22 protein-coding genes are annotated in these 25,077 nt (G+C 54.2%); 8 read left to right on the top strand and 14 right to left on the bottom strand.

Annotation, left to right across the window (positions count from 1 at the left end; all coding sequences use genetic code 11):
- Positions 1-39 precede the first annotated feature (39 nt).
- From K0H63_RS11295 to ppk1, 3 genes are all read right to left on the bottom strand, one after another.
- Entirely contained in the window at positions 40-237 is a 198-nt protein-coding gene (locus K0H63_RS11295; protein ID WP_220064774.1) for a hypothetical protein, read from the bottom strand.
- A gap of 412 nt (positions 238-649) precedes the next feature.
- Positions 650-2,119: a Ppx/GppA phosphatase family protein gene (locus tag K0H63_RS11290; RefSeq protein ID WP_258405714.1), complete on the bottom strand. Its 1,470-nt coding sequence runs from the start codon at positions 2,117-2,119 to the stop codon at positions 650-652.
- Positions 2,120-2,177: 58 nt separating this feature from the next.
- Positions 2,178-4,337: a polyphosphate kinase 1 gene (ppk1, locus tag K0H63_RS11285; protein ID WP_258405573.1), complete on the bottom strand. Its 2,160-nt coding sequence runs from the start codon at positions 4,335-4,337 to the stop codon at positions 2,178-2,180.
- A gap of 376 nt (positions 4,338-4,713) precedes the next feature.
- Here ppk1 and yegD point away from each other — a divergent pair, with 376 nt between their 5' ends.
- Both yegD and K0H63_RS11275 read left to right on the top strand, forming a co-directional pair.
- Complete coding sequence (gene yegD, locus K0H63_RS11280) at positions 4,714-6,066, top strand: molecular chaperone (RefSeq protein WP_220064771.1); 1,353 nt, start codon at positions 4,714-4,716, stop codon at positions 6,064-6,066.
- A gap of 20 nt (positions 6,067-6,086) precedes the next feature.
- The gene (locus K0H63_RS11275; RefSeq protein ID WP_258405572.1) at positions 6,087-6,575 is read left to right on the top strand and encodes a CreA family protein; all 489 of its coding nucleotides are present in this window, start codon (positions 6,087-6,089) and stop codon (positions 6,573-6,575) included.
- Positions 6,576-6,746: 171 nt separating this feature from the next.
- Here K0H63_RS11275 and K0H63_RS11270 read toward each other — a convergent pair whose 3' ends face one another.
- From K0H63_RS11270 to pdsR, 4 genes are all read right to left on the bottom strand, one after another.
- Positions 6,747-7,952 carry a cystathionine beta-lyase gene (locus tag K0H63_RS11270; protein WP_220064770.1) on the bottom strand — a complete coding sequence of 402 codons (1,206 nt, stop codon included), beginning with the start codon at positions 7,950-7,952 and terminating at the stop codon, positions 6,747-6,749.
- Between the two features lie 88 nt (positions 7,953-8,040).
- Positions 8,041-9,042, bottom strand: a complete 1,002-nt coding sequence (locus K0H63_RS11265) for a DUF2785 domain-containing protein (protein ID WP_220064769.1) — start codon at positions 9,040-9,042, stop codon at positions 8,041-8,043.
- A 156-nt stretch (positions 9,043-9,198) separates the two neighbouring features.
- Positions 9,199-11,358: a proteobacterial dedicated sortase system histidine kinase gene (pdsS, locus tag K0H63_RS11260; protein ID WP_220064768.1), complete on the bottom strand. Its 2,160-nt coding sequence runs from the start codon at positions 11,356-11,358 to the stop codon at positions 9,199-9,201.
- Positions 11,355-12,050, bottom strand: a complete 696-nt coding sequence (gene pdsR / locus K0H63_RS11255) for a proteobacterial dedicated sortase system response regulator (protein ID WP_220064767.1) — start codon at positions 12,048-12,050, stop codon at positions 11,355-11,357. The genes pdsS and pdsR overlap by 4 nt, the downstream gene beginning before the upstream one ends.
- Positions 12,051-12,288: 238 nt before the next feature.
- On the opposite strand from pdsR, the gene pdsO reads away from it, so the two are divergent.
- The 3 genes from pdsO to K0H63_RS11240 all read left to right on the top strand — a co-directional run bounded on the left by pdsO (position 12,289) and on the right by K0H63_RS11240 (position 16,004).
- Complete coding sequence (gene pdsO, locus K0H63_RS11250) at positions 12,289-13,011, top strand: sortase-associated OmpA-like protein PdsO (RefSeq protein ID WP_220064766.1); 723 nt, start codon at positions 12,289-12,291, stop codon at positions 13,009-13,011.
- A gap of 73 nt (positions 13,012-13,084) precedes the next feature.
- Positions 13,085-15,376 carry a marine proteobacterial sortase target protein gene (locus K0H63_RS11245; protein WP_220064765.1) on the top strand — a complete coding sequence of 764 codons (2,292 nt, stop codon included), beginning with the start codon at positions 13,085-13,087 and terminating at the stop codon, positions 15,374-15,376.
- A gap of 76 nt (positions 15,377-15,452) precedes the next feature.
- Complete coding sequence (locus tag K0H63_RS11240) at positions 15,453-16,004, top strand: class GN sortase (protein ID WP_258405571.1); 552 nt, start codon at positions 15,453-15,455, stop codon at positions 16,002-16,004.
- Here K0H63_RS11240 and K0H63_RS11235 read toward each other — a convergent pair.
- The 4 genes from K0H63_RS11235 to K0H63_RS11220 all read right to left on the bottom strand — a co-directional run bounded on the left by K0H63_RS11235 (position 15,991) and on the right by K0H63_RS11220 (position 19,806).
- Complete coding sequence (locus K0H63_RS11235; RefSeq protein ID WP_220064763.1) at positions 15,991-17,046, bottom strand: GGDEF domain-containing protein; 1,056 nt, start codon at positions 17,044-17,046, stop codon at positions 15,991-15,993. The genes K0H63_RS11240 and K0H63_RS11235 overlap by 14 nt on opposite strands.
- A gap of 325 nt (positions 17,047-17,371) precedes the next feature.
- The gene (locus tag K0H63_RS11230; RefSeq protein ID WP_220064762.1) at positions 17,372-18,232 is read right to left on the bottom strand and encodes a porin family protein; all 861 of its coding nucleotides are present in this window, start codon (positions 18,230-18,232) and stop codon (positions 17,372-17,374) included.
- A gap of 186 nt (positions 18,233-18,418) precedes the next feature.
- Positions 18,419-19,348 carry an ATP-grasp domain-containing protein gene (locus K0H63_RS11225; RefSeq protein WP_220064761.1) on the bottom strand — a complete coding sequence of 310 codons (930 nt, stop codon included), beginning with the start codon at positions 19,346-19,348 and terminating at the stop codon, positions 18,419-18,421.
- A 20-nt stretch (positions 19,349-19,368) separates the two neighbouring features.
- The gene (locus tag K0H63_RS11220; RefSeq protein ID WP_220064760.1) at positions 19,369-19,806 is read right to left on the bottom strand and encodes a MaoP family protein; all 438 of its coding nucleotides are present in this window, start codon (positions 19,804-19,806) and stop codon (positions 19,369-19,371) included.
- 135 nt (positions 19,807-19,941) lie between these two features.
- Between K0H63_RS11220 and hdfR the strand changes: the two genes are divergently transcribed.
- Positions 19,942-20,814 carry an HTH-type transcriptional regulator HdfR gene (hdfR, locus tag K0H63_RS11215; protein ID WP_220064759.1) on the top strand — a complete coding sequence of 291 codons (873 nt, stop codon included), beginning with the start codon at positions 19,942-19,944 and terminating at the stop codon, positions 20,812-20,814.
- 16 nt (positions 20,815-20,830) lie between these two features.
- Here the strand turns inward: hdfR and K0H63_RS11210 are convergent, their stop codons facing one another.
- A complete protein-coding gene (locus K0H63_RS11210) occupies positions 20,831-21,202 on the bottom strand; it encodes a diacylglycerol kinase (RefSeq protein WP_220064758.1) in 372 nt (123 codons plus the stop codon).
- 325 nt (positions 21,203-21,527) lie between these two features.
- On the opposite strand from K0H63_RS11210, the gene K0H63_RS11205 reads away from it, so the two are divergent.
- Both K0H63_RS11205 and K0H63_RS11200 read left to right on the top strand, forming a co-directional pair.
- Entirely contained in the window at positions 21,528-22,535 is a 1,008-nt protein-coding gene (locus K0H63_RS11205; protein ID WP_350355110.1) for a DNA ligase, read from the top strand.
- A gap of 29 nt (positions 22,536-22,564) precedes the next feature.
- A complete protein-coding gene (locus K0H63_RS11200) occupies positions 22,565-23,041 on the top strand; it encodes a low molecular weight protein-tyrosine-phosphatase (protein ID WP_220064757.1) in 477 nt (158 codons plus the stop codon).
- Between the two features lie 92 nt (positions 23,042-23,133).
- On the opposite strand, the gene ylqF is transcribed toward K0H63_RS11200, so the two are convergent.
- Positions 23,134-24,078: a ribosome biogenesis GTPase YlqF gene (gene ylqF / locus K0H63_RS11195; protein WP_220064756.1), complete on the bottom strand. Its 945-nt coding sequence runs from the start codon at positions 24,076-24,078 to the stop codon at positions 23,134-23,136.
- 99 nt (positions 24,079-24,177) lie between these two features.
- Positions 24,178-25,017 carry an isopenicillin N synthase family dioxygenase gene (locus tag K0H63_RS11190; RefSeq protein ID WP_220064755.1) on the bottom strand — a complete coding sequence of 280 codons (840 nt, stop codon included), beginning with the start codon at positions 25,015-25,017 and terminating at the stop codon, positions 24,178-24,180.
- Positions 25,018-25,077: the final 60 nt, after the last annotated feature.

Below are 25,077 nucleotides of genomic sequence, written 5' to 3'. Positions count from 1 at the left end.
AAAAGCCCCGGTTCCCGGGGCTTTTTTTGTACAAGAGAATTAATCTCTGCCAAGCATATCGCAGGGGATAAGCCCTTGATAAAAATAATAACCGGCAGGACCCAATCCAAGACTCAGTGCGCACCAGAGGCATTTTTGCCCCTGACTGATTTTGGCTTCACTGCTCAGAGCCTTGTATCCGAACAGACAATGCAGCACTACCAACAGCAGCAACAGCAACAAGATGGTGATTTCCATATACTCAATACCTTAAAACAATTCCGTTAAGGTGACGCTTCTTGCGTTTTCCCCAAAATAACAGCAGGTTCCGTTTTTTATCGCACTAATTTACCTGACGATGTACGTATTTGCCAACACACAACCCCATCGCAGTGGAACCTTTTGTGCGGCCACCTCCAGGATGCTTACCTGAAGTTTGGCGCGACGATTAAAATTGTAGCGATTTTGGCGGTGAAGTACCAATAACAACAGTAAAAATGCGGGAAAGATCCCCATTCAACTCAGGACTGTGGACGCGCTCAGTCGTGTCTGTTGGGGCTATCACATGTGGTTGAGCGTTTGTCTGGTATGGAAACGCCTGTCGGCAAGTGGCGTGAGGGGTATAAGTCAGTTAGTAACACGGCGCGCCTTTGCGCTGACAGGCGATATGTCAGTCTTCGTCAGCGGGAGAGGGAAGCTCGCTGTCCAGTCTCAGAATAAGGCCAAGCTGCCCCAGATGTTTCTTTTCACGTTTCAAATCTTTAAGCAGCAGGTCCACACGTGCGCTTTGCTCGGGAATAACCGCCAACTCATTGGTATCCAATACAGCGCAGCTCAGGCGAAGGGAACGGGCTACCCGGCCAAGGTTCACCAGCACCGCCAGACGCAACAAACACAAGAGTTTTACCAGTACTTCGCGGCGGCCGTCGGGCAGGGTATTAATGTTATCGAACTGCGGCTTTTTACACTGGTTGCCAATTAACATCGCCAGATCCTGCTGCAAGTCCTGACTGAAACCGGGGAGGTCGCTGTTGGCGATGATGTAGGCTCCATGCTTGTGGTAAGCACGGGAATTGATGTGAATGCCGATTTCATGCAATGAGGCGGCATAGGACAAGAGTCGGGCAAAGGGGCGGATTTGCCAGCTGTCGGCCACGCTGTCAAAGAGGGCCATGGCGGTGTTACGCACCCGGGCACCGTGTTTGGTGTCCACGTGATAGAGATTGGCGATGCTCTCTACCGTGCGATGACGTATATCCTGAGATTGGTCGATTTGGGCAAGCTCATAGAGCACACCTTCGCGCAGCGCCGCAGGGGTAGGCTCAAGCTGCTCTATCGCAAGTCGCCTGAAAAAGCTGATAAGAATGGCAAGTCCAGCCGGCACCAAAGTCATGCGCTTTTTATCGATATTGGCAAATTGCAACGCATCCACGTGGCCAGCCTGAACCAATTTCAGTTTCAGCTCTTTTAATCTGGCCAGGGTGACAGTTTCATCGCCAAAGCTTTCCAGCAGGGCTTCACAGATGGCTTTGACCGAGCCTGAGCTGCCCAGTACCAAGTCCCAGCGGCCATCAAAGTACTCTTTGGAAAGCGATGAGAACTGTTTGTCGGCGGCCGTTTGCGCGGCGCGAAAGGCACTGAGGGAGAGCTGACCATCGGAAAAGAAACGCTCGTTATAGCTCACGCAGCCACAGCGAAGGCTTGAAAGCATCACAGGTTGGTTCTTTTCGCCAATCACTACTTCGGTGGAGCCACCGCCGATATCGATAATCAGATTATGCTTGGCCAGTACCTGACTTTGGGCGATGCCGGAATAGATAAGTCGCGCTTCTTCATGGCCGGAAATCACCTCGATGGGATAGGGGATCACCGTCAGTGCGGCTTTTAAAAATTTGTCACGGTTGCGGGCGACCCTTAAGGTGTGGGTCGCTACCAGCCTTACCTGGGTTTCGCACAAGCCGGAAAACCGCTGGCCGAAATTGCGCAGACACTCCAGGCCACGGCCTATGGCTTCATCGGATAAGTAGCCTTCCGGACTCAGTCCCTGAGCCAGCTGCACCTGCGCTTTTTCTTTATGCAGAATTTGCAAACTGCCGTCTTGTTCACGGGCAATCATCAAATGGAAACTGTTCGAACCCATATCGATAGCAACAAAGTGTCGCTGGTTTGATGATGACAAGCTGTTTCTCCCTCGTGGATCAGCTGGCGACCGGCAGATCCCTGTTATCTTCGTGCTCCGCAACCGGGCCGGACTCGCTCTCCAAGGCCTGTGCCTCGGCTTCGATACGCGCCTTGAGGAGTTTTTCATACTGGCAAAGATACTGGTATATCGCCAATTGGGAGCGTACTTTACGTTTATTTCCCCGGTGACGGTAGGGGTTGCTCTGCTCTTTGTTGATTATTCGGGCTTTGGTATTGTCCGATAACTGCAGTGCCAATATGTCCATCACCATCTGTTTCAACTGAGGGTCGTAAATCGGGGTGGTTACCTCGATACGGCTGTCGATATTGCGGCTCATCCAGTCGGCAGAGCAAAGGAAGAGCTTATTTTCACCACCGGCGTGGAACAGCATGACCCGAGAGTGTTCGAGGAACCTGTCGACAATGCTGATGACATCGATATTGTCACTGATCCCGGGGATTTGTGGCACCAATGAGCACATGCCGCGAATGATCAGGCGAATTTTTACCCCGGCCATGGACGCATCGTAAAGCTTACCGATAAGCTGCTCATCAACCAGGTTGTTGAGTTTCAATGTGATACCGGCCTTGCTGCCCATTCGGGCATTGAGGATTTCATCTTCAATCAATGAAATCAGTTTCTGGCGGGCATCGAAGGGGGAGACAAGCAGGTGCTTGAAGTTGTCACGTCGGTATGGGTGCTCAATTAAATCAAATACCTGCTCAACTTCGCGGGCGATTTCCTGATTGGCGGTGAACAGGGACAAATCCGTATACACCTTGGCGGTGCCTTCGTTGAAGTTACCTGAGCCAACGTGGCAATACAGCCGGGTTTCCCCATGCTCTTCTCGGCCGACGAGGCAGAGCTTGGAGTGTACCTTAAGGCTCGGGATCCCGTGGTGCACCTTAACGCCGGATTCCGCCAGGATGCGGGTCCATTCTATGTTGTGCTCTTCATCAAAACGGGCCCTGAGCTCAATCACCGCCGTTACCTGCTTGCCGTTTTTCACCGCATCAATCAACGACTGCATCACCCGTGATTTCTTCGCGACCCGGTAGAGGTTGATTTTGATGAATTTAACCGCGGGGTCGAAGGCCGCCTGACGCACAAGCTCGGTAAAGTGTGAAAATTTGTGATAGGGGTAGTTGAGCATAATGTCGCCGCGGGCGATGGCATCAAAACTGTTGCCGCAGCGCTGAAAACCGGCGCTGTCCAGGGCGGCAATCTTGTCGTTTTCAAGATATTTGCGACCCGGGTTCGGGAAGGCGATAAAGTCTTTAAAGCTATGATAGCGACCACCGGGCACCAGGCACTCTGTGGAGCTAATCCCAAGCTGCTCTTTAAGCATTACCAGCATATGCTCTGGCATGTCTTTGTCGTATACCAAACGCACCGGCTCGGCGGTGAGGCGTTTTTTCAGGCCCCGGGTCATTTTTTCCAGCTGGCTCTGGTCCAGCTCGTCAATCACGTCAAAGTCGGCATCGCGGGTCAGTTTCATCGAATACGCATCTATGCTCTCGTACTCGAAAAACGGCGAGAAGAGGTCATCCAGACAGTGACGGATGATGTTATCCAGCAGGATAAGGTGCTTTTTAGCCTTGGATTTTTCGGTAGGCAGTTCGATAAAGCGGGGAACATTTTTGGTCGGCACTTCCACCAATGCATATTGTCTGCGGTCTTTGCTGTGCAAACACACTGCCAGGTAGGTGGCGTTGTCGGTGATATGCTTGACCAGGGCCCTGTGGTTGCTGACGATAAGGGGCGCTATATGGCGTTTTAATTGGTCGCGAAAGTGCGACTTGAGCCACTGGCTTTGAAAGTCGCTCAGCTGAGATTCATTGATAAGCAGTATGTTGCGCCGCACCAGCTCACGCATCAATTCGCCATAAATGGTGTCGAATCTTTCCTGCAGCGTGAGCACCCGGGTTTGAATTTTTGCCATCAGGTGGCGGCTGTTGTTACGGCCATCCTGGAGGCTTGAGAGGAGAATGCCCCTGCGTACCGAAGCGACCCGCACCCGGAAAAATTCATCCATATTACTGGAGAATATCCCCAGAAAGCGGATGCGCTCTACCAGTGGCACATCGGGGTCGCAGGCCTCCTGCAACACACGTTCGTTGAAAGACAGCCAGGAAAGCTCCTTGTCGATAAACATCTTGTCTGTATTGGGGGACACTCGAAAACTCCTTTGAGCGTGTGATGCAGCCATGCCAGCGAATGTCGCCGGTGCCAGCACACGATATCAGCCATTTGTCGTGCTGGGAACCCGGGGCGCCACCGAAATAAAATCAGTAACAAGTGATTGGCATTATTGAAAATAATAGCCCAGTCGCTGAGATTACTTCAAAAATATGTCAGATTTATGACCTGCCTGCCATCCCCATCCGTCCTGGCACTGTCATTGGCCTCACGCTTGCAACATGCCATCGATTGAATACCTGATAGAAGCCGCAATACCGGCTGAATTTTGCCCCTGAACACTGCCTTTGGCTTTTCAGCCGGGGGCGTTTTTGCTACCTTGGACGGCTTTTTTATTGGCTTGGAGAAATCGGGTGTTTGCAGGATTTGACTATGGCAGTGCCAACTGCGCCATGGCGGTATGTGAAGGGGACGCGGTGCGCCTGCTGCCCATCGGCGACACAGGTGGCCAGTATCTGATGTCCGTGGTGTATGCCCTGGATGTCAGTTTCATCACCGAGGCGGTGTGCCAGCGTTTACCCGATGCTCAGGCCAAGGCGCTAATGCAAAAACGGGGCGCCGAGCTTGCCCGCGCCAGACGTATGCGTCAGGAGCTGGATTTAACCGCAGCAGACGACACAGTATTTATCGGCGAAGCGGCCTTAAATGCCTATCTGGATACGCCCGAAGAAGGCTTTTTTGTTCGTTCACCCAAATCCTTTTTGGGCGCAACCGGCCTGCGCCCCGAGCAGGTGGCCTTATTTGAAGACATAGTCACCCTGATGATGCTTGAAGTCAAAAGCCGCGCAGATGCGTTGCTGCAAAGCCCTGTGAGCCACGCCGTTATCGGTCGGCCGGTTAACTTTCAGGGGATTGGCGGCGAAGAGGCCAATATTCAGGCCCAGAGTATTCTGGAAATTGCCGCCATGAGAGCGGGTTTCACCCAGGTGTCTTTCCTCTTTGAACCCCTCGCGGCCGCCTTTGATTTTGAATCGTCCCTCGAAGCAGACAAGCGGGTATTGGTGGTGGACGTAGGCGGCGGTACCACAGATTGCTCTTTGGTGACCATGGGACCCAATAAACGCAGCCAAACTGAGCGTAGTGACGATTGCCTTGGCCACAGTGGCCAGCGCATTGGCGGTAATGACCTGGATATTGCACTTGCCATGGAATGCCTGATGCCTCATTACGGCCTCGGCGATATGCTGAGAACGGGTAAACCCATGCCAAGACAACTGTTCTGGCAGGCGGTGGCCATTAACGATGTGGGGGCGCAGCGGGACTTTTTCTCCCTGAGTTATGCCACGGCCCTTAAAGAGCTCAAAAAAGATGCCGTAAACCCCGATGCCCTCGACCGTTTGGCAAGGCTCAGACGAGACCAGCAGCACTGCCAATTGGTGAAACTGGCAGAGCTTGCCAAGATTGAATTGAGCGGTGAGGACTCGACTCAGGTTGAGCATCCCGATGGGGCCAACACCCGTGTTGCCGGTGACGCCTTTGGTCAGGCGATTGCGCCCCTGGTACAGCGCATCGGTGAGCTGATGAAATCCGCCGTGGGGGACGAGGCGGCCCCGGACCTGATTTATGTCACAGGTGGCAGCAGTCGCTGCCCTCAGGTGGCAAGCAGCATTGCTGCCGTGTACCCCGGCGTTGAGGTGGTGCAGGGCGACAGCTTTGGCTCAGTCACCGCGGGGCTTGCCCGCCGGGCGGCGCTGGAATTTGCCTGATTAAGGGAAAAGGAGCTTATATGGAACTCAATTGGATGAAAAACCCCGCCTTATTGTGGCTTGCCACTCTGGTGCTTGCGGGATGCGGTGATGATGTGGGAAAGGTTAGCCTGGGACTTTTTACCACCAAGGATGTGGTGATTGATGCCAGACAAGATCCCAAGGTGCCTGGCGTGACCTGTCACATCAGCCGGGTGGAAGCGGATTTGTCGCTGGCCGACCCGTCTGACATGTCCATATCCTGTCGCCAGACCGGCCCTATTCTCGCAGCCCAGATTGCCACTATCGATAAGAGCAAAAACGGCGAGGTGGTGTTTTCAAGCTCCCTGAGTGTCCTGTTCAAAACCCTGAAGGTTCGTCGCATTTACGATGCAGGCTCGCAAACCCTGATGTATCTGTCCTACTCCACCAAGGAGACTTCCGGCAGCCATAAGCATTCGCTCTCAACTGTGCCCCTGTATGGCACTGAAGCCTGGCAATCGGTGGCGACCGCTCCCTCGGGAAATTAATCTATGCCTTACGCCTCACCAGCCTGTCTCACAGGCAGATACAGGCAAGAATTCACTACGTGAATGGCAGAAACGAAAAGAGTCCGCAGCTGACACTGCGGACTCTTCAGTTTTGGCTAGTTCGATGACTGAGCTCGGGAAACGGCCTGCATCTCCTCAAACCTGCAAGTTTCACCCTTGCGAATCTTTGGCCATGACCTCATTGAAACGTGCGAACCCGGCGCTGAGATCCTCAATCAAATCTTCAGGGTCTTCCAGACCGATGTGCACACGAATAAGGGGTTTGCTGCTGTCCCAGCGGGTGGCCGAGCGGATGTTGTGTATCCCGGTTACCCCGAGGATAAGGCTCTCAAAACCGCCCCAGGAAAAGCCCATTTTAAAGTGGCTCATGCCTTCGACCATGGCGGTGACCGCCTCCACAGTTCCTTGCTTTAACACGAAGGAAAAGAGCCCGTTACTGGCAGAAAAGTCCCGTTTGAAAAACTCATGGCCCGGGCATTCTTCAAAAGCCGGGTGACGCAGGTGGTCGACTTCCGGACGGGTCTTGAGCCAGTTGGCCACAGTGAGTGCATTTTTTTCGTGCTGTGCCATGCGAACCCCCAGGGTACGCAGGCCGCGCGCGGCGAGGTAAACGTCATCCGGCGAGGTGGTTTGCCCCAGAAGGTAACTGTGCTCACGCAGTTTGTCCCAGTACTTCGCGCTGGCAGTCGCCGTGCCCATCATCACATCTGAGTGGCCGACGATGTATTTGGTGGCCGCCTGAATGGAAATATCTACGCCGAGTTCGAAGGGGCGGCTGTTAATGGGGGACGCCCAGGTATTGTCAAGGATCACCACCAGGCCGTGGTCATGGGCAATGCGGGCGAGGGTAGGCACATCCTGCACTTCCATGGTGATGGAGCCCGGGGACTCGACAAAGAGCACTCTGGTATTGGGGCGAATTAGGGCCTCAATACCGGCGCCAATTAAGGGATCGTAGTAGGTGGTTTCAATACCGTAGCCCTTGAGGACCTTGTCACACAGATCCCGGGTTGGTTCGTACACGCTATCGACCATCAGCAGGTGATCGCCTGCCTGGAGAAAGGCCAATAAGCTGGCAGAAATGGCGGCCGCGCCGCTGGGGTAAAGTGCCGTGCCCGCACCGCCTTCAAGCTCGGCGATGGCGGCCTGAAAGCCAAAATGGGTTGGGGTGCCGCGGCGGCCATAAAACATTTCGCCGTTGTGTTTATTTTTGGCGGCGTGGCGCATTTCGTCCATGGTGTCGAACACTATGGTGGAGGCGCGAAACACGGGTGGATTGATCACCCCTTTGCTGTATTTCTTTTCGCGGCCAAGACTTACGATTTTCGTGGCGGTTTTCATGGGTTTATCTGACATGCTGCGTCCTGCCCCTGGAATGAGAATTTGGCCATCTTACCATATGGATGGCTAAATTAAACTGAGATACTGCCCCAGACCATCTGTGTCAGGGCAGCTTTTTCATTGCCGCCTGAATGGCGGGCTGCAGCGCAAGCAACCTGGGCTGCTTGCTGCCAGATACACCAAGCAGCAGGGCACTGAAAAATGCCCGGCGATTATGGCGCTCGGCAAGCCCTGTGTTGGAGGTAAATGCCTTGTCCCAACTGTCGATATGGGTAGGCGTGCTCCACTTGGTTAATTGGCTGTGCCAAAATTCCTCTGGAATATCGTCCCTTAGCATGGCGTAGAGCACCGGACGGGCCAGCCGCTCCGGCTCGCCATAGACATAAAAATGCCCGGCCGGACTGAGCTGGGTTTGTAATGATTCAACCAGCTGCATTATGGATGCCTGTGACAGCGCCGGATTGAGGATGAGTTGCAGCAGCAAATCGGCGCTGTGTGCCACCTGATGGCGCCAGCCGAGGGTGTCATCGAAGCCGCGATAATCCCGGGTTGACGCCATGGTGTCTGCGGCCAGTTTACTGAAGGCATCCCGCTCAGCAGATTCAAGAAATGGGCTTACCCTGTCGACTCTGGCCACTTCCGACAGGGTCAGTATGGCAAAGGGAAAGTAGACACCATCGGGGTCATTTTTTTGCTGCCGGACTTCTTTGGATAGCCTTGTATAAAGGCCGTTCACCGTCTCTTTTTCAAGGGCGCTTGCCCTGAGCCAATGGCTTAATCCATTGAAGGCGACCGAGTCTCTAAGCTCGGGGTCGGTTTCTGCAAGGCAGCTGACCAGCCTCAATACCATGGTTTCCCGGTCGGCATCCGGCAGCTCAAACTGGTTGCTGGCAAGGCTTATCAGTCGAGACTTTGGCCACTTGTCATCAACGCAGGGAGCATGTGGTTGGGATAACTGTGCGTTTTGGACTGTGGCCTGGACGCTGCTTGAAAAGGCGGCCACACCGAGCAGGGAAGTTAAGGCAAGTGCCTTCACCCCATGCTTGATGCGTGGCTGAGCAACAGTGGCAACATGTGAGGCTGTGATTTTGTCCGTACTTTTCATTATGCGTCCCTGATAATCCCTTAATACATGTACCAGGATGAATACATCATGGTTCACGCTGCAAAGCTACAAGAGTGGCGTAAACAGGGCAAGGTTTAACCTGCTTGCCCTCAGAGCCGCTCAGTCATTCCGTTAATTGAGGGCGTTTGGGTTCAGTCAAGGTGCAGACTCAAGCGGCATTGACACGGATAGTCGGACACCGTCGTTACCGGCGAGATTTTCTGCCTTGATATCGCCGCCGTGAAATTCCGCAATCAGCCGTGCAATATACAAACCCAATCCGAGGTGCGGTTTATTATCCTGCGCCGGTGGACGCACAGTGACCATGGAGTCGAAGATGCGCTCTGCCATGTCCTCAGGCAGCAGCGGCCCCTGATTCATGACGCTGAGCTTGAGCTTCTTATGGCTGTGACTGAGGCTGATATTGATGGGCGTATCCGGCGTCATAAATTCCAGTGCATTGCTTATCAGCTTATCCATGAGCTGCGCCAGATACTCGGGCACGCCGCGCACCGGGTAGCCTCCCTCTTCAATCGTCAGCGCCAACGCAACGCCTGGGTAGGTGATTTGGTAGCCCTGAACACAACCCTTTATCACCGTCTTGGCATCGAAACGTACCTTGTCGGATTGAGACAAAGACTCTTCCAAACGGGTGGCTTCGCTCATATTGGCGAGGATAAGGCTTAAGCGACTCACGCCTTCCTGGGCACGGTCGACGTACTTTTGCCTGTCGTCCCCAAGGCTCAGCATAGAGAGATGCTCAAGGCTTGAACGCACCACGGCCACCGGGGTTCTCAGCTCGTGGCCCAATCGTGACGACATATTCTCCAGATAATGGGTGTACTGGGACAAACGCTGCACCATGCCAGCCAGTGAGCGCGACAGGTCGCCTATTTCATCCAGCGACTGTGACGGACTGATGCTGGCCTTGACCCGCCCCTGGGCATCAATGGCGCTTTCTGCCTGATCCCTGAGATTACGAATACGGCTTGAGATATTGGAAGCAAAGAAAAACAGTGCCAGCGTGCCCATGCTCATGATGGTCAGGATCACATTGAAAAGCTTCTCCAGAGCACGGTTTCTTAAGGTGCGGATCCCATGGGTGGTTTCTTCGGCCACCACGGCGCCCATCACCTTATCATCAATCCAAATGGGGCTGGCCGCCGCCAGAACCACGGCCTTGTTGTCCGGGGTCAGGCGCCAGGTGCTGCCGGGCTTGCCGGAAAGCGCCCGCTGAATGTGGCTGCCTTCGAGCTCAGTGGAGTCCTGCAGACCATCGATAAAGTCCTCAGGCGGTTTGGTGAGCACCCGATAGTAAAGCGGGTAGAGATACTCCTGTACCCAATGCTCAAAAGCGCCTTCGGGACGTTCATTCCCTATGGCCTTGGTCCAGATGCTGTCGCTGTTTTTAATATCACCGGAGCGCGCCAGCACCCGCCCGTGTCTGTCCACCACCCAGATACGGGCGCTGTTGTGCCCCATACCTTTGATGATGGCTTCAATTTCCGGAGAAGGCACCAGTACAGTCCCCAGATTATCGGGGCTGTCGGTACGGGAGGTGCCCGTTATCCCGACCAGATCGCGACTCTTGGGACTGTTGACATCGTGGAGGGCAAAGCTGATTTTACCGCCAAGCATCTCCAGCGGGATCCTGAGCTCGATGTTGTAACCCTGAGCCGTGGTGTGCCACTGCCCCTGAATACGGACCTCTGGCAGTGCGGGCAAACTGAGCTGAGGGTCACCAGGCAGTTCGAACGCGTTCACCCAGCCATCTTTTTGTGTGGCCACCACGTAGCGGTGGAAAAAATTGCTGCCATCGAGGGTAGCGATGGCCAGGTGATCGTTTCTGTCCACCCTCAGACTGTTGCGACCTCGATACACAGGCGCCGGGTCGGTGACTTCAAAAAAGGCGTACAGGTAATTGCCGTATCGGCCAATCATATGGTTGAAGCTGAGGTTGCTTTGTGAGTCTCTCATCAGCTGCATATCTGCACCATAGTGCATTGCCTTGCTGCGGTAAGGCTCCCAATCATCCAGTTTTCCGTCGAGCTGAATGGGGCCCGACAGCGGGTGGGCATAGAGATCTTTGCGTTTTTCCACCTGGGATAAAAAGCTCGCCTGACTGTCGAACAGCCGCGGGCGCTCGTGCAGCGCGGTGGCCAGTGCCTGGGTGGTGCCCTCCAGGGTTCGTTCCTGGCCGTGACGCAGATACTTTTCCATCTCCCACACATATTGGTAGCCAAGCCAGGGCAGGCACAGCAAAAACAGCGAGAGAATAACGACTTTGGCGCGAAGGCCCAGTGGCAGGCGGATCATGAACTCTGGCTGTCCCAGCGATAACCCATGCCATAGACGGTATCTATGCAATCAAACTCGGTGTCGGCCGCGATGAACTTTTTGCGAATGCGCTTTACATGGCTGGTGATGGTGCTGTCATCCACGTAGATTTTTGCTTCCTGCATCAGCTCGGTGCGGCTTTTCACATGGCCCGGATGTCGTGCAAGGGCATGCACCATCCAAAATTCGGTCACCGTCAGTTCAATTGGCTCGTCGCGCCAGTACACCTGAATTCGGTTGGCATCTATGGTCAGGTGCCCACGGGTCATCAGGTTATCCGGTGTAGCCGGTGCCTTAAGCTGTTCACAGCGGCGAAACAGGGCGGCCAGCCGTGCCAGCAGATGCGGAAAACTCACTTCCTTGGATAGATAGTCGTCCGCCCCCAGCCGAAGGCCGGTCACAGTATCAAAGTCACTGTCGCGGGCGGTCAAAAAGATAATGGGTATGGTGGGCGACAGGGCTCTGAGTCCCTGACACAGGGTGAACCCGCCATCGATTTCTTCCCCAAGACCAATATCTATGATGGCCAAATCCGGGAGCCGGGTTTGAAACGCCAGCATGGCATCGGGACGATTGGCAAAGGTTTGCACCAGATACCCATGGGACTGGAGCACATCTTTGTAGTTTTCGCGGATGGCGGCTTCATCTTCGACGATGGCAATTCGTTTCATGGCGTGACTCAATAACAGCGGGCGCGAGGCCAATTTTTGCAGGGGCTAATTCAATCTATGGCTGACTATACAGCAATTTAGCCCCATTGAAAGTCTGGGGCTGTGATTGCCATTTTGTTGCCACAATTGATAGGCAAAGCGCCATTTTTACTCCCTTTGATTGCCACGAGCGGGGGGTTAAATAAGTTCATCACCAACAGGCCGGCAGGTCCGGCAGTCCAACAAGGAATGATGACTTATGAAAACCCAATTACTCGCTTCAGTTATTTCTCTGGCTCTGATTGCACCTGCGGCCAATGCCGCTGAGCGCGACCATAACGAAGAACTTGTCGGTTTGGGCTCAGGTGCCCTGATTGGCGCTGCCGTGGGTGGACCCGTAGGCGCCATCATAGGCGCCTTTGCCGGTGGCATTATCGGAAAATCCGTCGGTGATGAGGAAGAGATTAAGGACCATAAGCTGGCTCTCGCCACCCAGGATGCCGAAATTGAACGCTTGGCTCAAAAAAGTGCCAATTATGATGCCCTCGCCAGTGACTATGCCATTACCCGCGCCCAGCTGAATACCCTGCAAACGGCCCGTGAGGCCAAACTGACCGAGCTTACGCTGGGGCTCAATGTGCAGTTCAAAACCGGCTCGTCGGAGATTGAACCGCATTTTCAAAACCAACTGCAGGCCGTTGCCCGTGTGATGGAAGCCCAGCCTGATCTGGTTATCGATTTGAAAGGCTTTGCCGACCGCCGTGGAGACAGTGACTACAACCAGGCCCTGTCTGAGCAGCGCCTCGCCAATGTGAAAGCCTATCTCGTCAGTGCCGGTGTGGCATCAGACAGACTCCAGGGACAGGCCTTTGGCGCCACAGCGCCTCTCAGTGCTGATGCGGGCTTTGAAAGTGACTTTTTTGACCGGCGCGTGACCCTCGAACTGGTTCCCGCGGATACCAGTATGGCGGCAACACACTGATAAACAGTCAATGACTGGCGAGGGTAATCCCAAGGGAAGGGCAAGGGTAATGAAGGGTTCCAAGGATAACAGCATGATACACAGACCAGGGAAGACGGCGCCTGCAGTGACGTTTGCAGAAGTGGCGTCTGCATTGGAGACGAAACGAGGCCTGACTGCGCTGGCGGTGATGGCGGTGCTGATGGCACCAGGCGCAGTCAATGCCAGTGTTGCCAGCGGCGCACAGCCCGTTGCCTTGCCTCGCGCCGGGTCAATTGCTGAGCCTATTGATAGGCAAATGGCTGGCCCCGCACCCGGCGATATCATAGCGCCGGGCCATGGCGGTGAGCTGGTGTTTGAAGACGATGGTACCGAGCGCGTCAGTCTTGCACTCGATACCCGCTACACGGTTAAGGTCAGTGCCTTGGTCAGCCGGGTCACTGTGTCTCAAACTTTTAAAAATCACAGTAATCGGGTAATAAACGGCCACTACCGCTTTGCGCTGGCGCCCAATGCGGCGGTAAGTGGTATGCGCCTTACCATCGGCGAACGCCTGATTGAAGGGGACATTCAGGAAAAAGCTCACGCGGAGAGGGTATTCCAACAGGCAAAGCGGGACGGGAAACGGGCGAGTCTGGTGAGCCACAGTGAAAGTAATCTTTTTTCGACGCGGATTGCCAATTTCATGCCCGGCGAAACCCTCACCGTCAGCATCGATTATCAGGAGGTTCTGCGTCCTCAAGCGGGCCGGGTTGAGCTCCGAATCCCCACTGCGCAGACACCTAGATATGGCGCATCAGCTGTGCTGCTGTCGGCGCAGGATGGAGTGTCAGATGAGTCCCCAATATCCGGGGAATTGGGGGCTGCGGGCGGTAATCATCTTACGGCCGCAGGTTTTTGGCCCGCCACCCGGACAGAGGCTCAGGCAGACACCCCAACACCCTCGCTGTCGCTGAGCGCCAGTATTTTTGGCTTTGCTGTTGCGGCGGTAGAAAGTCCAACCCATGGCTTGTGTGAGCAGAGTTATCGCGAAGGTGGCTGGCAGTTGTCACTGTGTCCTGACACCGAGGCAGACAGGGATCTGGTGCTGTCCTGGGTAATTAATGAGGGCAATGAGCCGGTTGCAGACTTTTTGGTGCAACCGGGCTACAGCTATCCCGGAGCTGTGGCAATCACAAACACTCAATATGAAACTGCTCAGGATAGAGCCGCTCAGGATGAATATGCCCGGGTGGATGTTGTGCAGGGTGACTACAGCCACGGCTTACTGGCCTTTATGCCACCGCAACCCGATTTGGCCAATCGGCTGGCGCGGGAGCTGGTGCTGGTGATTGATACCTCCGGCTCCATGGCAGGAGATTCCATGGTGCAGGCCAGAAGCGCCCTTATCCACGCGCTGGGCGGTCTGGGGCCAGAGGATAGCTTCAATATCATTGCATTTTCCAATGAGGCAAGGCCGCTTTGGCCCGATGCCAAACCCGCCACGGCATTTAATCTGGGGGCGGCGCAGCAATTTGTGCGCAGCCTCGAGGCGGATGGCGGTACTGAGATGGCATCTGCCCTGGAGCTTGCCCTTAAAATGCCTACCCGGGGAAGCGCTGACACAAAACGGTTACGGCAGGTGCTCTTTATCACGGATGGCGCTGTCAACGGGGAAGATGCGCTGTTTGGTTTGATTGAGCGCCGTCTTGGACAATCGCGGCTTTTCCCCGTGGCCATCGGCGCCGCGCCAAACGGTTATTTCATGAGCCGTGCCGCCGCCGCAGGACGTGGCAGCTTCACCTTTATCGGTCATGGCGGTGAAGTGGCAGAGAATATGAATCAGCTCCTAAGCCGTATTGAGCACCCGGTGGTCAGTGACCTCTCTGTGACCTGGGCTGACGGTCGGCCTGTGGATGCCGTGCCTGCAGTATTGCCCGACTTATATGCGGGCGAGGCTCTTAACCTGAGCCTCAGAGCCGTGCCCGATACGCTGATGCCCATCGTAGTCAAAGGCAATACCGACGGCCAAACCTGGGAGCGCAAACTTACTCCTCGTCCTGTACCCAATGGCAGCGGCCTTGATCTGCAGTATGGCAAAGCCCGCGTTGATGACCTTGCCCGCCAGACATTAACACCCACCCAGCGGCGCGCTGCCACCGTGGCTTTGGGGCTGGAATATCACCTGGTCACAGCCCACACCAGCCTGATTGCCGTGGATAAAACCCGGGTCTCACACGGCCAGGGACTGGATGCCAGGTTACCGGAGGCGACGCCCAATGGCTGGCAGGGCGGCAGATTGCCCCAAACCGCGTCGGGCAGCCTGGGATTGATGTTGGCCGGTGGCATGCTGGTGCTGATTGCCATCGGAGCCGCAGCGTGGAGGCGGGAAGATGAAGCGGTTTAGATTTGGTTCCAGACCCCGCAGACGCTGGCCGCTGCTGTTGTTATCGGGAGTTGTTCTTATCAGTTTTGGAGGATATATGCAGGCAAAAGCATTACTTGCCCAGTACCTGATTGCCAGTGCCTGGGAGCAGAGCCTCAAAGATGGTTTACCCCATAAACCTTGGGGCTGGGCCGATACCTACCCCATTGCGAGGCTGGAACTCAGGCGCGAAGGGGCAAGCAGTGAAAGCTTTTATATTCTGGCGGGGGCCAATGGTCGCAACCTGGCGTTTGCCCCGGGCTGGCTGGAAGAGACGGCGGCGCCGGGAGATGGCGGCAACACCGTGATTGCCGGGCACAGAGACACCCATTTCGCCATTTTGCGCGAGGTGGGGCCGGGGGATGAACTGCTGCTGGAGAATATGCGCGGTGAATTGCAGCAGTATCGGGTGAAATACACCTCAGTGGTGTCGGAGCGGGAATTATCTGTGTTAGAGCAGGTGACCGACAGGTTAACCCTGATTACCTGTTATCCCTTTTATGGTTTAAGCGACAGAGCCAATGAACGCTTTGTGGTGGTGGCCGAACCGGACGATTTATGGAGTCGCCCGGATGCGGCAGCGAAGGCCATGGTGGTCAGCCTGAGATAGGCATGACTCTGTTGCGACCAAGGCGTTTGGCTTCGTAAAGCTGCTTGTCGGCGCGCTCAATCAGGCTTCTTGCGGTCATTTTGGGTTGCCACTGAGCCACACCAAACGAAGCGCTGATGTTATCGATGCGGGCATCCCTGCGTCTGTCCTTGAGTGTCAGCTTTTCCACGCCACGACGAATGCCTTCCGCCAACTGACGTGCGATGCGCAGATTGCTTGACGGAGCCAGCAGGGCAAATTCCTCACCGCCGTAACGGTAGCACTTCACGCCGTCCCGGCAGGCTTCGGTGAGGCGTTTGCCCACCAGCTTCAGTACCTGATCGCCAAGCTGGTGGCCATAGTTATCGTTAAAGTGCTTGAAATGGTCGATATCACACAGGATAAGGCAACAGCCTTCAGGTGCCTGTGCCAGCAAGCCGGCAAGGTCTGCATCGAAGGCTCGTCGATTGAGACACCCCGTGAGCGCATCGAAAAAGATGTCTTTCTCACTCTCTTCCAGCCGCCGTTTGAGGGAATCGATTTCCTGCTGCGCTTTGGCAAGCTGGCCGGTGAAGTAGCTGGTGGACTCGCGGATGGCGTCGGATTCTTTAACCAGATTACGGACCAGATTCAGCACCTGTTCAAGACTCAGACTCTCGTTGTCTATGCGTTCCAGTCGCGAAAAGTTGGCGTCGATTTTTTGCTGAAATGCGGTGGCATCCAGGTTGGTGTCTTTAAGCTGGTTGCCAAGCTCGGTGGCCATGGCCTCAAGATTCTGGCGCATATCCCGCACATCAAGCTCTACCGGATCGGCCAGATGTTCACGATACAAGAGCTCGCCGCTGACAGGTGGCAGGGTGTGGTACTGGGCCACCAGGTCGTCCAGGGCTTTGTTGAGCTCGGGTTGCTGCTCGCCCACATAGGTGTACCAGAGGGCATAGTTTATTGGCGTGGTGGGGATTTGATGTTTTAGCATCAAAGGAACGGCCTTTTTCAACCGCCCGGCGGCGGTTTGCACGAGATCACTGGGGGCCATTGCAGTGGCGGGTGGCTTTTCGCCCATGGACGGTTCCGACGAAAAAAGAGGAAGCGATAAGGCTATGATAGCCCTGAACCCAGACGGTTGAAACCGAAGGTTTCCTGCAGGGTGATGAAGCTCTGCTTATTAGTGCCAGCCTTGGAAACTCACCTGAATTTACACGCTGTGAGTAAACCTGCAGAGGTTGGCGGGCTGCAGGGGCCTCACTGGCTTTGGCTGACATCAGGGCACCTAAGTCATCAGGGTACTTAAGTAATCAGGGTCCTGAAGCAATCAGGGCTCTGAAGTAATCAAGCGAAAATGCGGCAATAAAAAAGGCCCCTGAGGGCCTTAATGGACTGGAAACTGCTTAAAAGCGATAACTAACTGAAATCATTGGGCCGACAAATTTGTAGAAGATGTTGTAATCGGCCACTTTGATGTTTTCAGCAGACTGGGTCACATCCACATCGACTTTGTAATAATTGTACGCCAGTGACAGGCTCCAGCTCTCGCCCAGATCGGCACTGACACCGGCGCGGATGTCGGTCAGTGAACCTTCCAGATCATCGAGTTTGATGGCGAAGTACTGACCATGGGCCGAGAAGCGCCAGCCGGGCAAAAACTCGTAATGACCAACCAGACCAATATCCGGCAGTGGGGCAGTGACGCTGTTTTCCACAATACGCGGAATAGGGCGCTGGCTACACAGGTCGCCATCCAGCTCGGTGGCAAGACAGGCGCCAATTGCGCCCTCAAACACCGACTCGATGAACATGGTGTGTAACCCCAGGGTAATTCCCAGGCTGTAATTGTCACCTTGCAGCAGATCGTAACCATAGCCAAGACGCAGCACATCAATATTCAGGGTGGTATTGAGCTGGCCACCGGCCTTTACGGAATAGACTGTATCGTCAATCTGTACATCAAATGGGCGGGTGACGGCGCTGGTTTCGGCGCTGCGATGCAGACGTTTCCAGTCTAAGTAGACATTGTGTCTGTCGCCAAAGGCGTATTCGAATTCAATAAAGGGCAGGAACTGGTTTTCGGCTAATTGCAGGTCGCTCTCGAAATCCAGGCGGAAGTCTTCACCGATCACAGGATCGGTTACGTCTATGCTGGAATCAGACTGAGAGTAAAATCCACCGACCCGGAGGGTCATATCCTTGGCGAGCGCACACTGGCTAAATCCTGCCAATGCCATTAACAATAGGGTCGAAGTTGCCCGCATTGTCGCTCCTGAAATCTTGCTTTGTCGTTATTATGTCGTTAGCTGTTACCCGGACGGCTGTGTCTATGCACTTTTTGCCGCACTGCAGTTTAACCACAAAGGCAAAAGATTGTGAAACATTTGTTTGCAAAATTGTGAAAAACTTTGACCCTGAACAAAAAAGCACCCCTAAGGGTGCTTTTGTTCTCATATTGAGGCTTGGTCTTCTTTATTGAACATCCCAAGCCGGATGCGAATAAAGTGGAGGATCTGTGATGCGATATCCACGTTGAGACAGGACTCCAGCCCTTCAAATCCCGGAGAGGAGTTGGCTTCACATATTTTGTAGTGACCGTTGTCGAACAAGAGGTCGATTCCGGCAACGTCGAGGTCAAGAATGTTAGCAGTTTGGGTGGCCAGCCATTCAATTTCTGGGGTCACCTCGAAGGGGAGCGCGGCACCACCGGCACTGACGTTGGCTTTGAAGCTGTCTTCTGCTGCGCGCCGCTCAAAACAGCCCACGACTCGCCCGCCAATGGTAAAGACCCGCAGATCCCGGCCATGACTGTTGGCAATAAACTCCTGCAGTATGATGTTGGCATTTTTATTGGTGGCCTCAATCAACTGCATCAGGTCGTCAAACTCCCTTGGTTTGTGTGACAAAAACACACCACTGCCCTGAGAGCCCGACAAGGTCTTTATCACCACCGGAAAGCCCAAATGGCTTTGCACCAGTTCGATATCCACCGGGAACTTCACCAACATGGTTTTGGGGGTTGGCAGATTTTTTTCCGCCAATAGCTGCTGTGAAAAGAGTTTATCTTTTACGGTCTCGATAGCCCGTGATGAGTTGAGACTGTATACCCCCAAGCGCTCCAGGTGGCGAATTATCGCCAGCGCAAAATAGGTGGTGCCTGAACCCATGCGGGGGATAATAAAATCGGGCAGCTCAACTGGCTGCCCATTAAGCAAAATACTCTTGTTGTCTTCCCGGGTAACGGTCAAATCAAACTCGTCCGGAGCATAGACCTGAAGATCTATGTTGTCCGCCTTGGCGGCGTCCAACAGACGTTGAATTTCGTACAGTTCGGGTTTGAGCTGAGTCGCGGTTTCTTTGTATAAAATCCAGCCGCGCATTCAGATATTCGCCTTAAGCGTCATGGTGTGTCCTCGGGTTCCTCGTCATCAGAAACCTCGTCATCGTCGATATCATCGAGTTCAATTTCAGCCTCAGGTGCCACTGCGGGGGCGTGGACTGTGCCAACGACCGCGTAGAAAGGCTTACCCTGAGCCAGCTTGCAATACTTTAACCAGATCTGTTCAAGTATGCTACTGGCGGACTTGTTCCCGCGCACAACATCGACAAATTGCGCTTCTTCATCAGTCGAAGGCAGGCGAGTGCCATCGGCGAGCGCCTTCATCGCCAGACCATGACATTCCAACAATTCGGCTTCTTTGTTGGTAAAGTCTCCACTGCGGCGAAACCCCTTGGGGAAATTGGCATCGTCATAAAAGCGCCTTTGACTCAGAAAGCTCATCGGGGCGGATTCGGGCATACCCTGATAGATTTTACTGGCAACTAACTGTTCTGACATTGTCTTTTCCTTCCATACAACAAAAGCTGATAGCGATGATTACCTAAGCTGTGGGATAATTTGCAACTGGAGTATTGGCTAGTATCCTTGAATTAGGAATCAAAAAATTTTGGTCTTGTTGGTCAAAGAAATTTTATGGACACAGATCTGCTGAAAACCTTTTTGGAAGTTTCACGTACCCGCCATTTCGGAAAAGCTGCCGAAAATCTTTATCTTACCCGAAGCGCAGTCAGCTTCCGGGTGAAGCAGCTCGAAACTATTCTCGGGGTGGAGCTGTTTGAGCGCCAACGGAACAATATTCAGCCAACACCGGCCGGCGAGCGCATGCTGAATCATGCCGAAGCGGTACTCACAGCATGGGAGCGCGCCAAGCAGGACGTGTCGTTAAGTCGATTGCAATCGACACAATTGACCATAGGCGCCGGTCCCAACATCTGGGATGCGTTTTTACAGGGCAACCTGCAATCCCTGCACAAAGGCTTGCCGGGCGTGGCATTACGTACGGAAGTGTTGCCCCAGAATGTGATGACCCGTCAGTTGATGGAGCGCACCCTGGACATGGCAATTTCCTTCGACCCGCCCAAGATGGAAGACTTTGAACAGATCCGTATCGGCGTGGTGCAGTTGTGGCTGGTGTCCAGTATCGGTCCACTCAGTTTGTCGGAGTGTCTTAAGCACCATTACATTAAGGTCGACTGGGGTACGGCTTTCAATATCCTTCACGCACAGGAATTTGGCGACATGCCACTGCCTGTGCTGCACACCAGTTCATCGCGCATCGCCCTGGATTTCGTGCTCAATAATGGCGGCAGTGCGTTTTTGCCGGATCACATGGTGAGCCCGTATCTTGAGCGGGGTGAGTTATATCGGGTGGAAGGCGCACGCTCCATTCCCCGTAACGTGTATGTCGTGTATTGGTCGCAAAATGACAGACTATCGCAAATAGAGCGGGCCGTGAGTTTTCTGGCGCGGGAGTCTGATGAAGGCGCTGAAGAACTCAGCGCCTGAGTGAAAAGTGCAGCAATTACCAGAGCAGCGGCAGCAGGATAAAGGCCCACACCAGGGTGCAGAGCGCAAGACTCATAAACACGGCTGCCGACGCTATGTCCTTGGCTTGACCCGAGAGGGGGTGGATTTCATCCCCGATACGGTCCACAACCGCTTCTATGGCAGAGTTCAGCAGTTCGGTGATGAGCACAATGAACACCGCCATGATCATCAGTAATTTTTCAACCGTACTCACATCCAGCCACAGTGCCAACGGCACCATCACGCATGCGAGGATCAGTTCCTGCCGAAAGGCCGCTTCGTGAACCCAGGCTGACTTTAAGCCTTTAAAAGAAAATCCGGTCGCACGAATAACGCGCCTGATGCCATGGTTATTGGCTGGTTTCATGTGTTCCCCCAAATTGCCAAGCCCAATCGTCGGGCTCAAATATGGCCGAAGGCGACGCCTTTATGCTGAACGTTCAGCAAAAGCGCGGCTGGCCATAAAAAGGCGCCAGTATAATGCAGCCGCAGCGATAAGAACAGGTCGCCACAGGGACGTGTGTAGATGTTGTAGCGCTGATGTTGTAGCTCAGATGTGTAGCTCAGATGTGCAGCTGTGAAGTTATGGAAAGTTCTGTCGCCGCTGTTGGTCTTGTGATGTGCAGCTCACTGCCCATGGGATATGGGCTATAACTTAAGCGTGTGTGAACAAGTCGCGCAGGGAGGCTGCGATGAAACCTGGGTTTTGGTTAAAGGGCATGTTGCGCCTGGTAAATTCTGAAGGCAATGATATGGCGCTCACTGTTGCCTTAAGGATAATACAGGGTGTCTGCGGTGTTGTGCTCTTACTTTCCTTTCTGGCGCTGGTACCTTCGTTTGCTCACTCAGCCGTGGTAGTTACGGCCCTTCCTGCTCCCTCAAATACAGCAACAGTTGCAAACCAGCCAAACGGTTCGGCGCCTCTTGCGGGCTCACTGCAGCTCGCGTCCAGTAAGGCTTTACCCCCGGAGTCCGAGTTGCCTCGATATCTGGTGAGCGAAAAACTGGATGGTGTCAGGGCTCGCTGGACCGGCCAAACGCTGGTCACCCGCTCTGGCAATTTAATCGCAGCGCCCGTCTGGTTTACTGCAGCCTTGCCGGAAGATGTTCTCCTCGATGGCGAGTTGTGGGCCGGCAGAGGCCGTTTTGAGTGGTTGAGTGGATTGGTGCGTTCACGCGGTCGTGATGATGATTGGTATCAGGTGCAGTTGATGGTGTTTGACACACCCCAACCCGGGCTCGGATTTGCAGAACGTTACAAGTGGTTGAAAGCTCGACTCACCGATAAAAATACGCCGCTCAAGCTCCTGGAACAAAGGCGTTTCCAACATCTCTCTGAGCTTAACGCCTATTTTCAAGCCGTCATTAAAAAAGGGGGCGAAGGCTTGATGCTGCATCGGGAAGACGCCGTTTACATCGATGGTCGCAATCCACTGCTTATCAAGCTCAAGCCCCTGAATGATACCGAAGGGCAGGTGATTGGTTACCGTCCGGGAAAAGGCCAATTTGAGGGCATGATGGGAGCGTTACAGCTGCGCCTTGTGGATGGCAGAGAGTTTTTCCTGGGCTCTGGTTTCAGTCTCGAAGAGCGTCGTCATCCACCTGCCGTTGGCGATTGGGTCACTTTTCAATATCATGGGCTCACCGATAAAGGGCTTCCCAAGGGCGCGCGATTTCTCCGTGTTCGTCCGATGGAATGAACTCCCGCTGTTAAGAGACAAAGACATCCATGACCAACACACCCGGTTCGATTCTATTTGTATGTATGGGCAATATCTGCCGCTCTCCCAGTGTCGAAGCAGTGTTTCGGCAACGTGCCATCCGCGCAGGACTTGATTTGGTGATTGATTCTGCCGGCACCATAGGCTACCACCAGGGTGAGGCCCCGGACGTCCGCTCGGTAAAAGCTGGTGAAGCTCGGGGTTATGATTTCTCAGGGATGCGGGCCCGGCAAGTGAAGGACAGCGACTTCATGCACTTCGACCTGATTCTTGCCGCAGACAAGGATAACCTTGCTGAGCTAAGTCGCCGCTGTCCTGCTGAATTCAGCCACAAGCTGCGGCTCATATTAAGCTTTGGCGAGTCAGACGTTGAGGAAGTTCCCGACCCCTACTACGGCGGGCACGCAGGGTTTGAGCGAGTACTGGACCTGCTGGAACACAGCAGCGATGCCTTGATAGCTGCCATCAAGGCGTCGGAAAAGTAACATCAAAAAAGGGCCATCAGGCCCTTTTTTGGTTTGAGTACATCGCTTAACGCCGGCACGGGCGCTCAGGCTAACGCCTGGTTGCTTGGTACTTAGTTGTTATGGCGCTTACCAGAGCGGCGCAGCTTTTCGGCCGCCAGTTTCTCCTGACGCAGGGCTTCTTTCTCTGCGAGGATCCGCTCCACTTCGGCCTTTTCGATTTCGGCCATTTCGGGGGTCTCGAGACTCAGCAGCCCCAGTTTGCCACTCCGGAATTCGTGCAGCAGCAGTTCGGCGGCTTTGTGCAGGTCTACATAACCTCCGCTTCGCAGCGCTCCCCGTTTGCGCCCAATGTCTTCGAGCAATGCCACATCGTCATCGGACAGTTCATCGAGCTTATAACGTTCTTTCAGCTCGGCCGGATAAGCGTCACGGAAAAAGGCCGCGGCGAAGAGCGCAACATCTTCATATTCCATGGCGGTGTCTTTGATGGCGCCGGTCACAGCCAGACGATAGCTGCTGGCCTCGTTGTCCACCTTGGGCCACAGAATGCCCGGCGTATCCGACAGTACAATACCATTTTTGAGGTTAATGCGCTGCTGCGCCTTGGTGACAGCAGGCTCGTTACCTGTTTTGGCAATCACCCGTCCAGCCAGGGTATTGATGATGGTGGATTTTCCCACGTTGGGGATCCCCATAATCATGGTGCGTATGTCTTTATCGGCGCGGTCACGCTCGGGCACCAGCTTGCGCACAAGCTCAGGAATAACCGTTTTCAGATGACCGGGCTGCAAGGTGGTGACGGCCATGGCCTTCACCCCTTGTTCTTTTTCAAGGTGTGCTATCCAGGCCTCTGTGGTGGCCGGATCGGCAAGATCGCATTTGTTCAGCAGCTTAATACAGGGCTTGTCACCGCGAAGTTTGGCAACCATGGGGTTTTCGCTGGAATAGGGAATGCGGGCATCCAGTACCTCTATTACCAAATCGACCTGGGGCATGGCTTCGGCAATTTCCTTTTGTGCCTTGTGCATGTGTCCCGGATACCATTGAATCGCCATTGTTTAAATCCTGCTTGCCTCTGTCTTGGGGCGCATAGTCTACCCGTATCCGCCATCAGGCACAAAAAAAGCGTCCCTCGGGACGCTTTTTGGTCATCATCAGATGACGCCAAGCTCGCGCAGACGCTCCATCAGGTAACTGTCGGCGGTATAGCGCTCTGACAGCACCACATCAGGGCGAGGGTGTAAAAACAGTGGCAGGGAAATCCGCGACTTGGTTTTGTCCATGCCTTCGGGATTGATTACCCGATGGGAGGTCGATGGGAAGTAACCGCCGGAGGCTTCCTGCAACATGTCGCCGATGTTGATGATAATGTTACCAAAATCTGAAGGTACATCCAGCCAGTTACCGTCTTTGGCTTTTACCTGCAGCCCGGGTTCATTGGCGGCAGGCAACACGGTAAGCAGGTTGATGTCTTCATGGGCCGCGGCGCGGATGGCTCCCGGCTCTTCATCACCCTTCATGGGTGGATAGTGCAGCACACGCAGCAGGGTTTTTTGGCTGCCATCTATCATGTTTGGCAGTGGCTCGGTAAACAGAGCCTTCACCTCATCCGGGCTGTGAGCTTCAACCCAGGACAACAATTCAGCGGCCAACTGATTGGCGTGGTCATAGTAGGCGAGAATGTTGGCCCTGAGGCTATCAGGGATACGACCCCAAGGGTAAACGTGGTAGTACTCTTTTATGTCTTTTACACTGTGACCCTTGGCGGTTTCCGACACATCGGCCGGGAAAAATCCGTCCTGGGTTTCGGGATTGAAACGAAACTCATCCTTGGCATCACTCTGGAAGAATTCGTACCAATCTTTGTAAATGGCTTCGACCAAAGATTGCTGAATAGGGTGGTTTGACAGCACGCCAAAGCCGGTATCCCGCAATGATTGAACGAATTGTGCTGCCGCGTCCGGCGAGCGGTAATCAATAGTTTCCAATTTCATGTTATGTTTTCTTTTCTTTTTGTTGTGGTTTAACCCCGGGCGAGAGTCTAGTCGGGGGCG

The sequence above is a fragment of the Shewanella zhangzhouensis genome, assembly GCF_019457615.1.
GTDB lineage: Bacteria > Pseudomonadota > Gammaproteobacteria > Enterobacterales > Shewanellaceae > Shewanella > Shewanella zhangzhouensis.
This window is presented reverse-complemented; position numbering and strand designations above follow the sequence as displayed.

Excerpts from the sequence above, each read along its gene's own strand:
- K0H63_RS11295 (WP_220064774.1), bottom strand. The coding sequence starts at position 237 with ATGGAAATCACCATCTTGTTGCTGTTGCTGCTGTTGGTAGTGCTGCAT.
- K0H63_RS11290 (WP_258405714.1), bottom strand. The coding sequence starts at position 2,119 with ATGGGTTCGAACAGTTTCCATTTGATGATTGCCCGTGAACAAGACGGC.
- K0H63_RS11275 (WP_258405572.1), top strand. The coding sequence starts at position 6,087 with ATGGAACTCAATTGGATGAAAAACCCCGCCTTATTGTGGCTTGCCACT.
- K0H63_RS11270 (WP_220064770.1), bottom strand. The coding sequence starts at position 7,952 with ATGTCAGATAAACCCATGAAAACCGCCACGAAAATCGTAAGTCTTGGC.
- K0H63_RS11265 (WP_220064769.1), bottom strand. The coding sequence starts at position 9,042 with ATGAAAAGTACGGACAAAATCACAGCCTCACATGTTGCCACTGTTGCT.
- pdsS (WP_220064768.1), bottom strand. The coding sequence starts at position 11,358 with ATGATCCGCCTGCCACTGGGCCTTCGCGCCAAAGTCGTTATTCTCTCG.
- pdsR (WP_220064767.1), bottom strand. The coding sequence starts at position 12,050 with ATGAAACGAATTGCCATCGTCGAAGATGAAGCCGCCATCCGCGAAAAC.
- pdsO (WP_220064766.1), top strand. The coding sequence starts at position 12,289 with ATGAAAACCCAATTACTCGCTTCAGTTATTTCTCTGGCTCTGATTGCA.
- K0H63_RS11245 (WP_220064765.1), top strand. The coding sequence starts at position 13,085 with ATGATACACAGACCAGGGAAGACGGCGCCTGCAGTGACGTTTGCAGAA.
- K0H63_RS11240 (WP_258405571.1), top strand. The coding sequence starts at position 15,453 with ATGCAGGCAAAAGCATTACTTGCCCAGTACCTGATTGCCAGTGCCTGG.
- K0H63_RS11235 (WP_220064763.1), bottom strand. The coding sequence starts at position 17,046 with ATGGGCGAAAAGCCACCCGCCACTGCAATGGCCCCCAGTGATCTCGTG.
- K0H63_RS11230 (WP_220064762.1), bottom strand. The coding sequence starts at position 18,232 with ATGCGGGCAACTTCGACCCTATTGTTAATGGCATTGGCAGGATTTAGC.
- K0H63_RS11225 (WP_220064761.1), bottom strand. The coding sequence starts at position 19,348 with ATGCGCGGCTGGATTTTATACAAAGAAACCGCGACTCAGCTCAAACCC.
- K0H63_RS11220 (WP_220064760.1), bottom strand. The coding sequence starts at position 19,806 with ATGTCAGAACAGTTAGTTGCCAGTAAAATCTATCAGGGTATGCCCGAA.
- hdfR (WP_220064759.1), top strand. The coding sequence starts at position 19,942 with ATGGACACAGATCTGCTGAAAACCTTTTTGGAAGTTTCACGTACCCGC.
- K0H63_RS11210 (WP_220064758.1), bottom strand. The coding sequence starts at position 21,202 with ATGAAACCAGCCAATAACCATGGCATCAGGCGCGTTATTCGTGCGACC.
- K0H63_RS11205 (WP_350355110.1), top strand. The coding sequence starts at position 21,528 with ATGAAACCTGGGTTTTGGTTAAAGGGCATGTTGCGCCTGGTAAATTCT.
- K0H63_RS11200 (WP_220064757.1), top strand. The coding sequence starts at position 22,565 with ATGACCAACACACCCGGTTCGATTCTATTTGTATGTATGGGCAATATC.
- ylqF (WP_220064756.1), bottom strand. The coding sequence starts at position 24,078 with ATGGCGATTCAATGGTATCCGGGACACATGCACAAGGCACAAAAGGAA.
- K0H63_RS11190 (WP_220064755.1), bottom strand. The coding sequence starts at position 25,017 with ATGAAATTGGAAACTATTGATTACCGCTCGCCGGACGCGGCAGCACAA.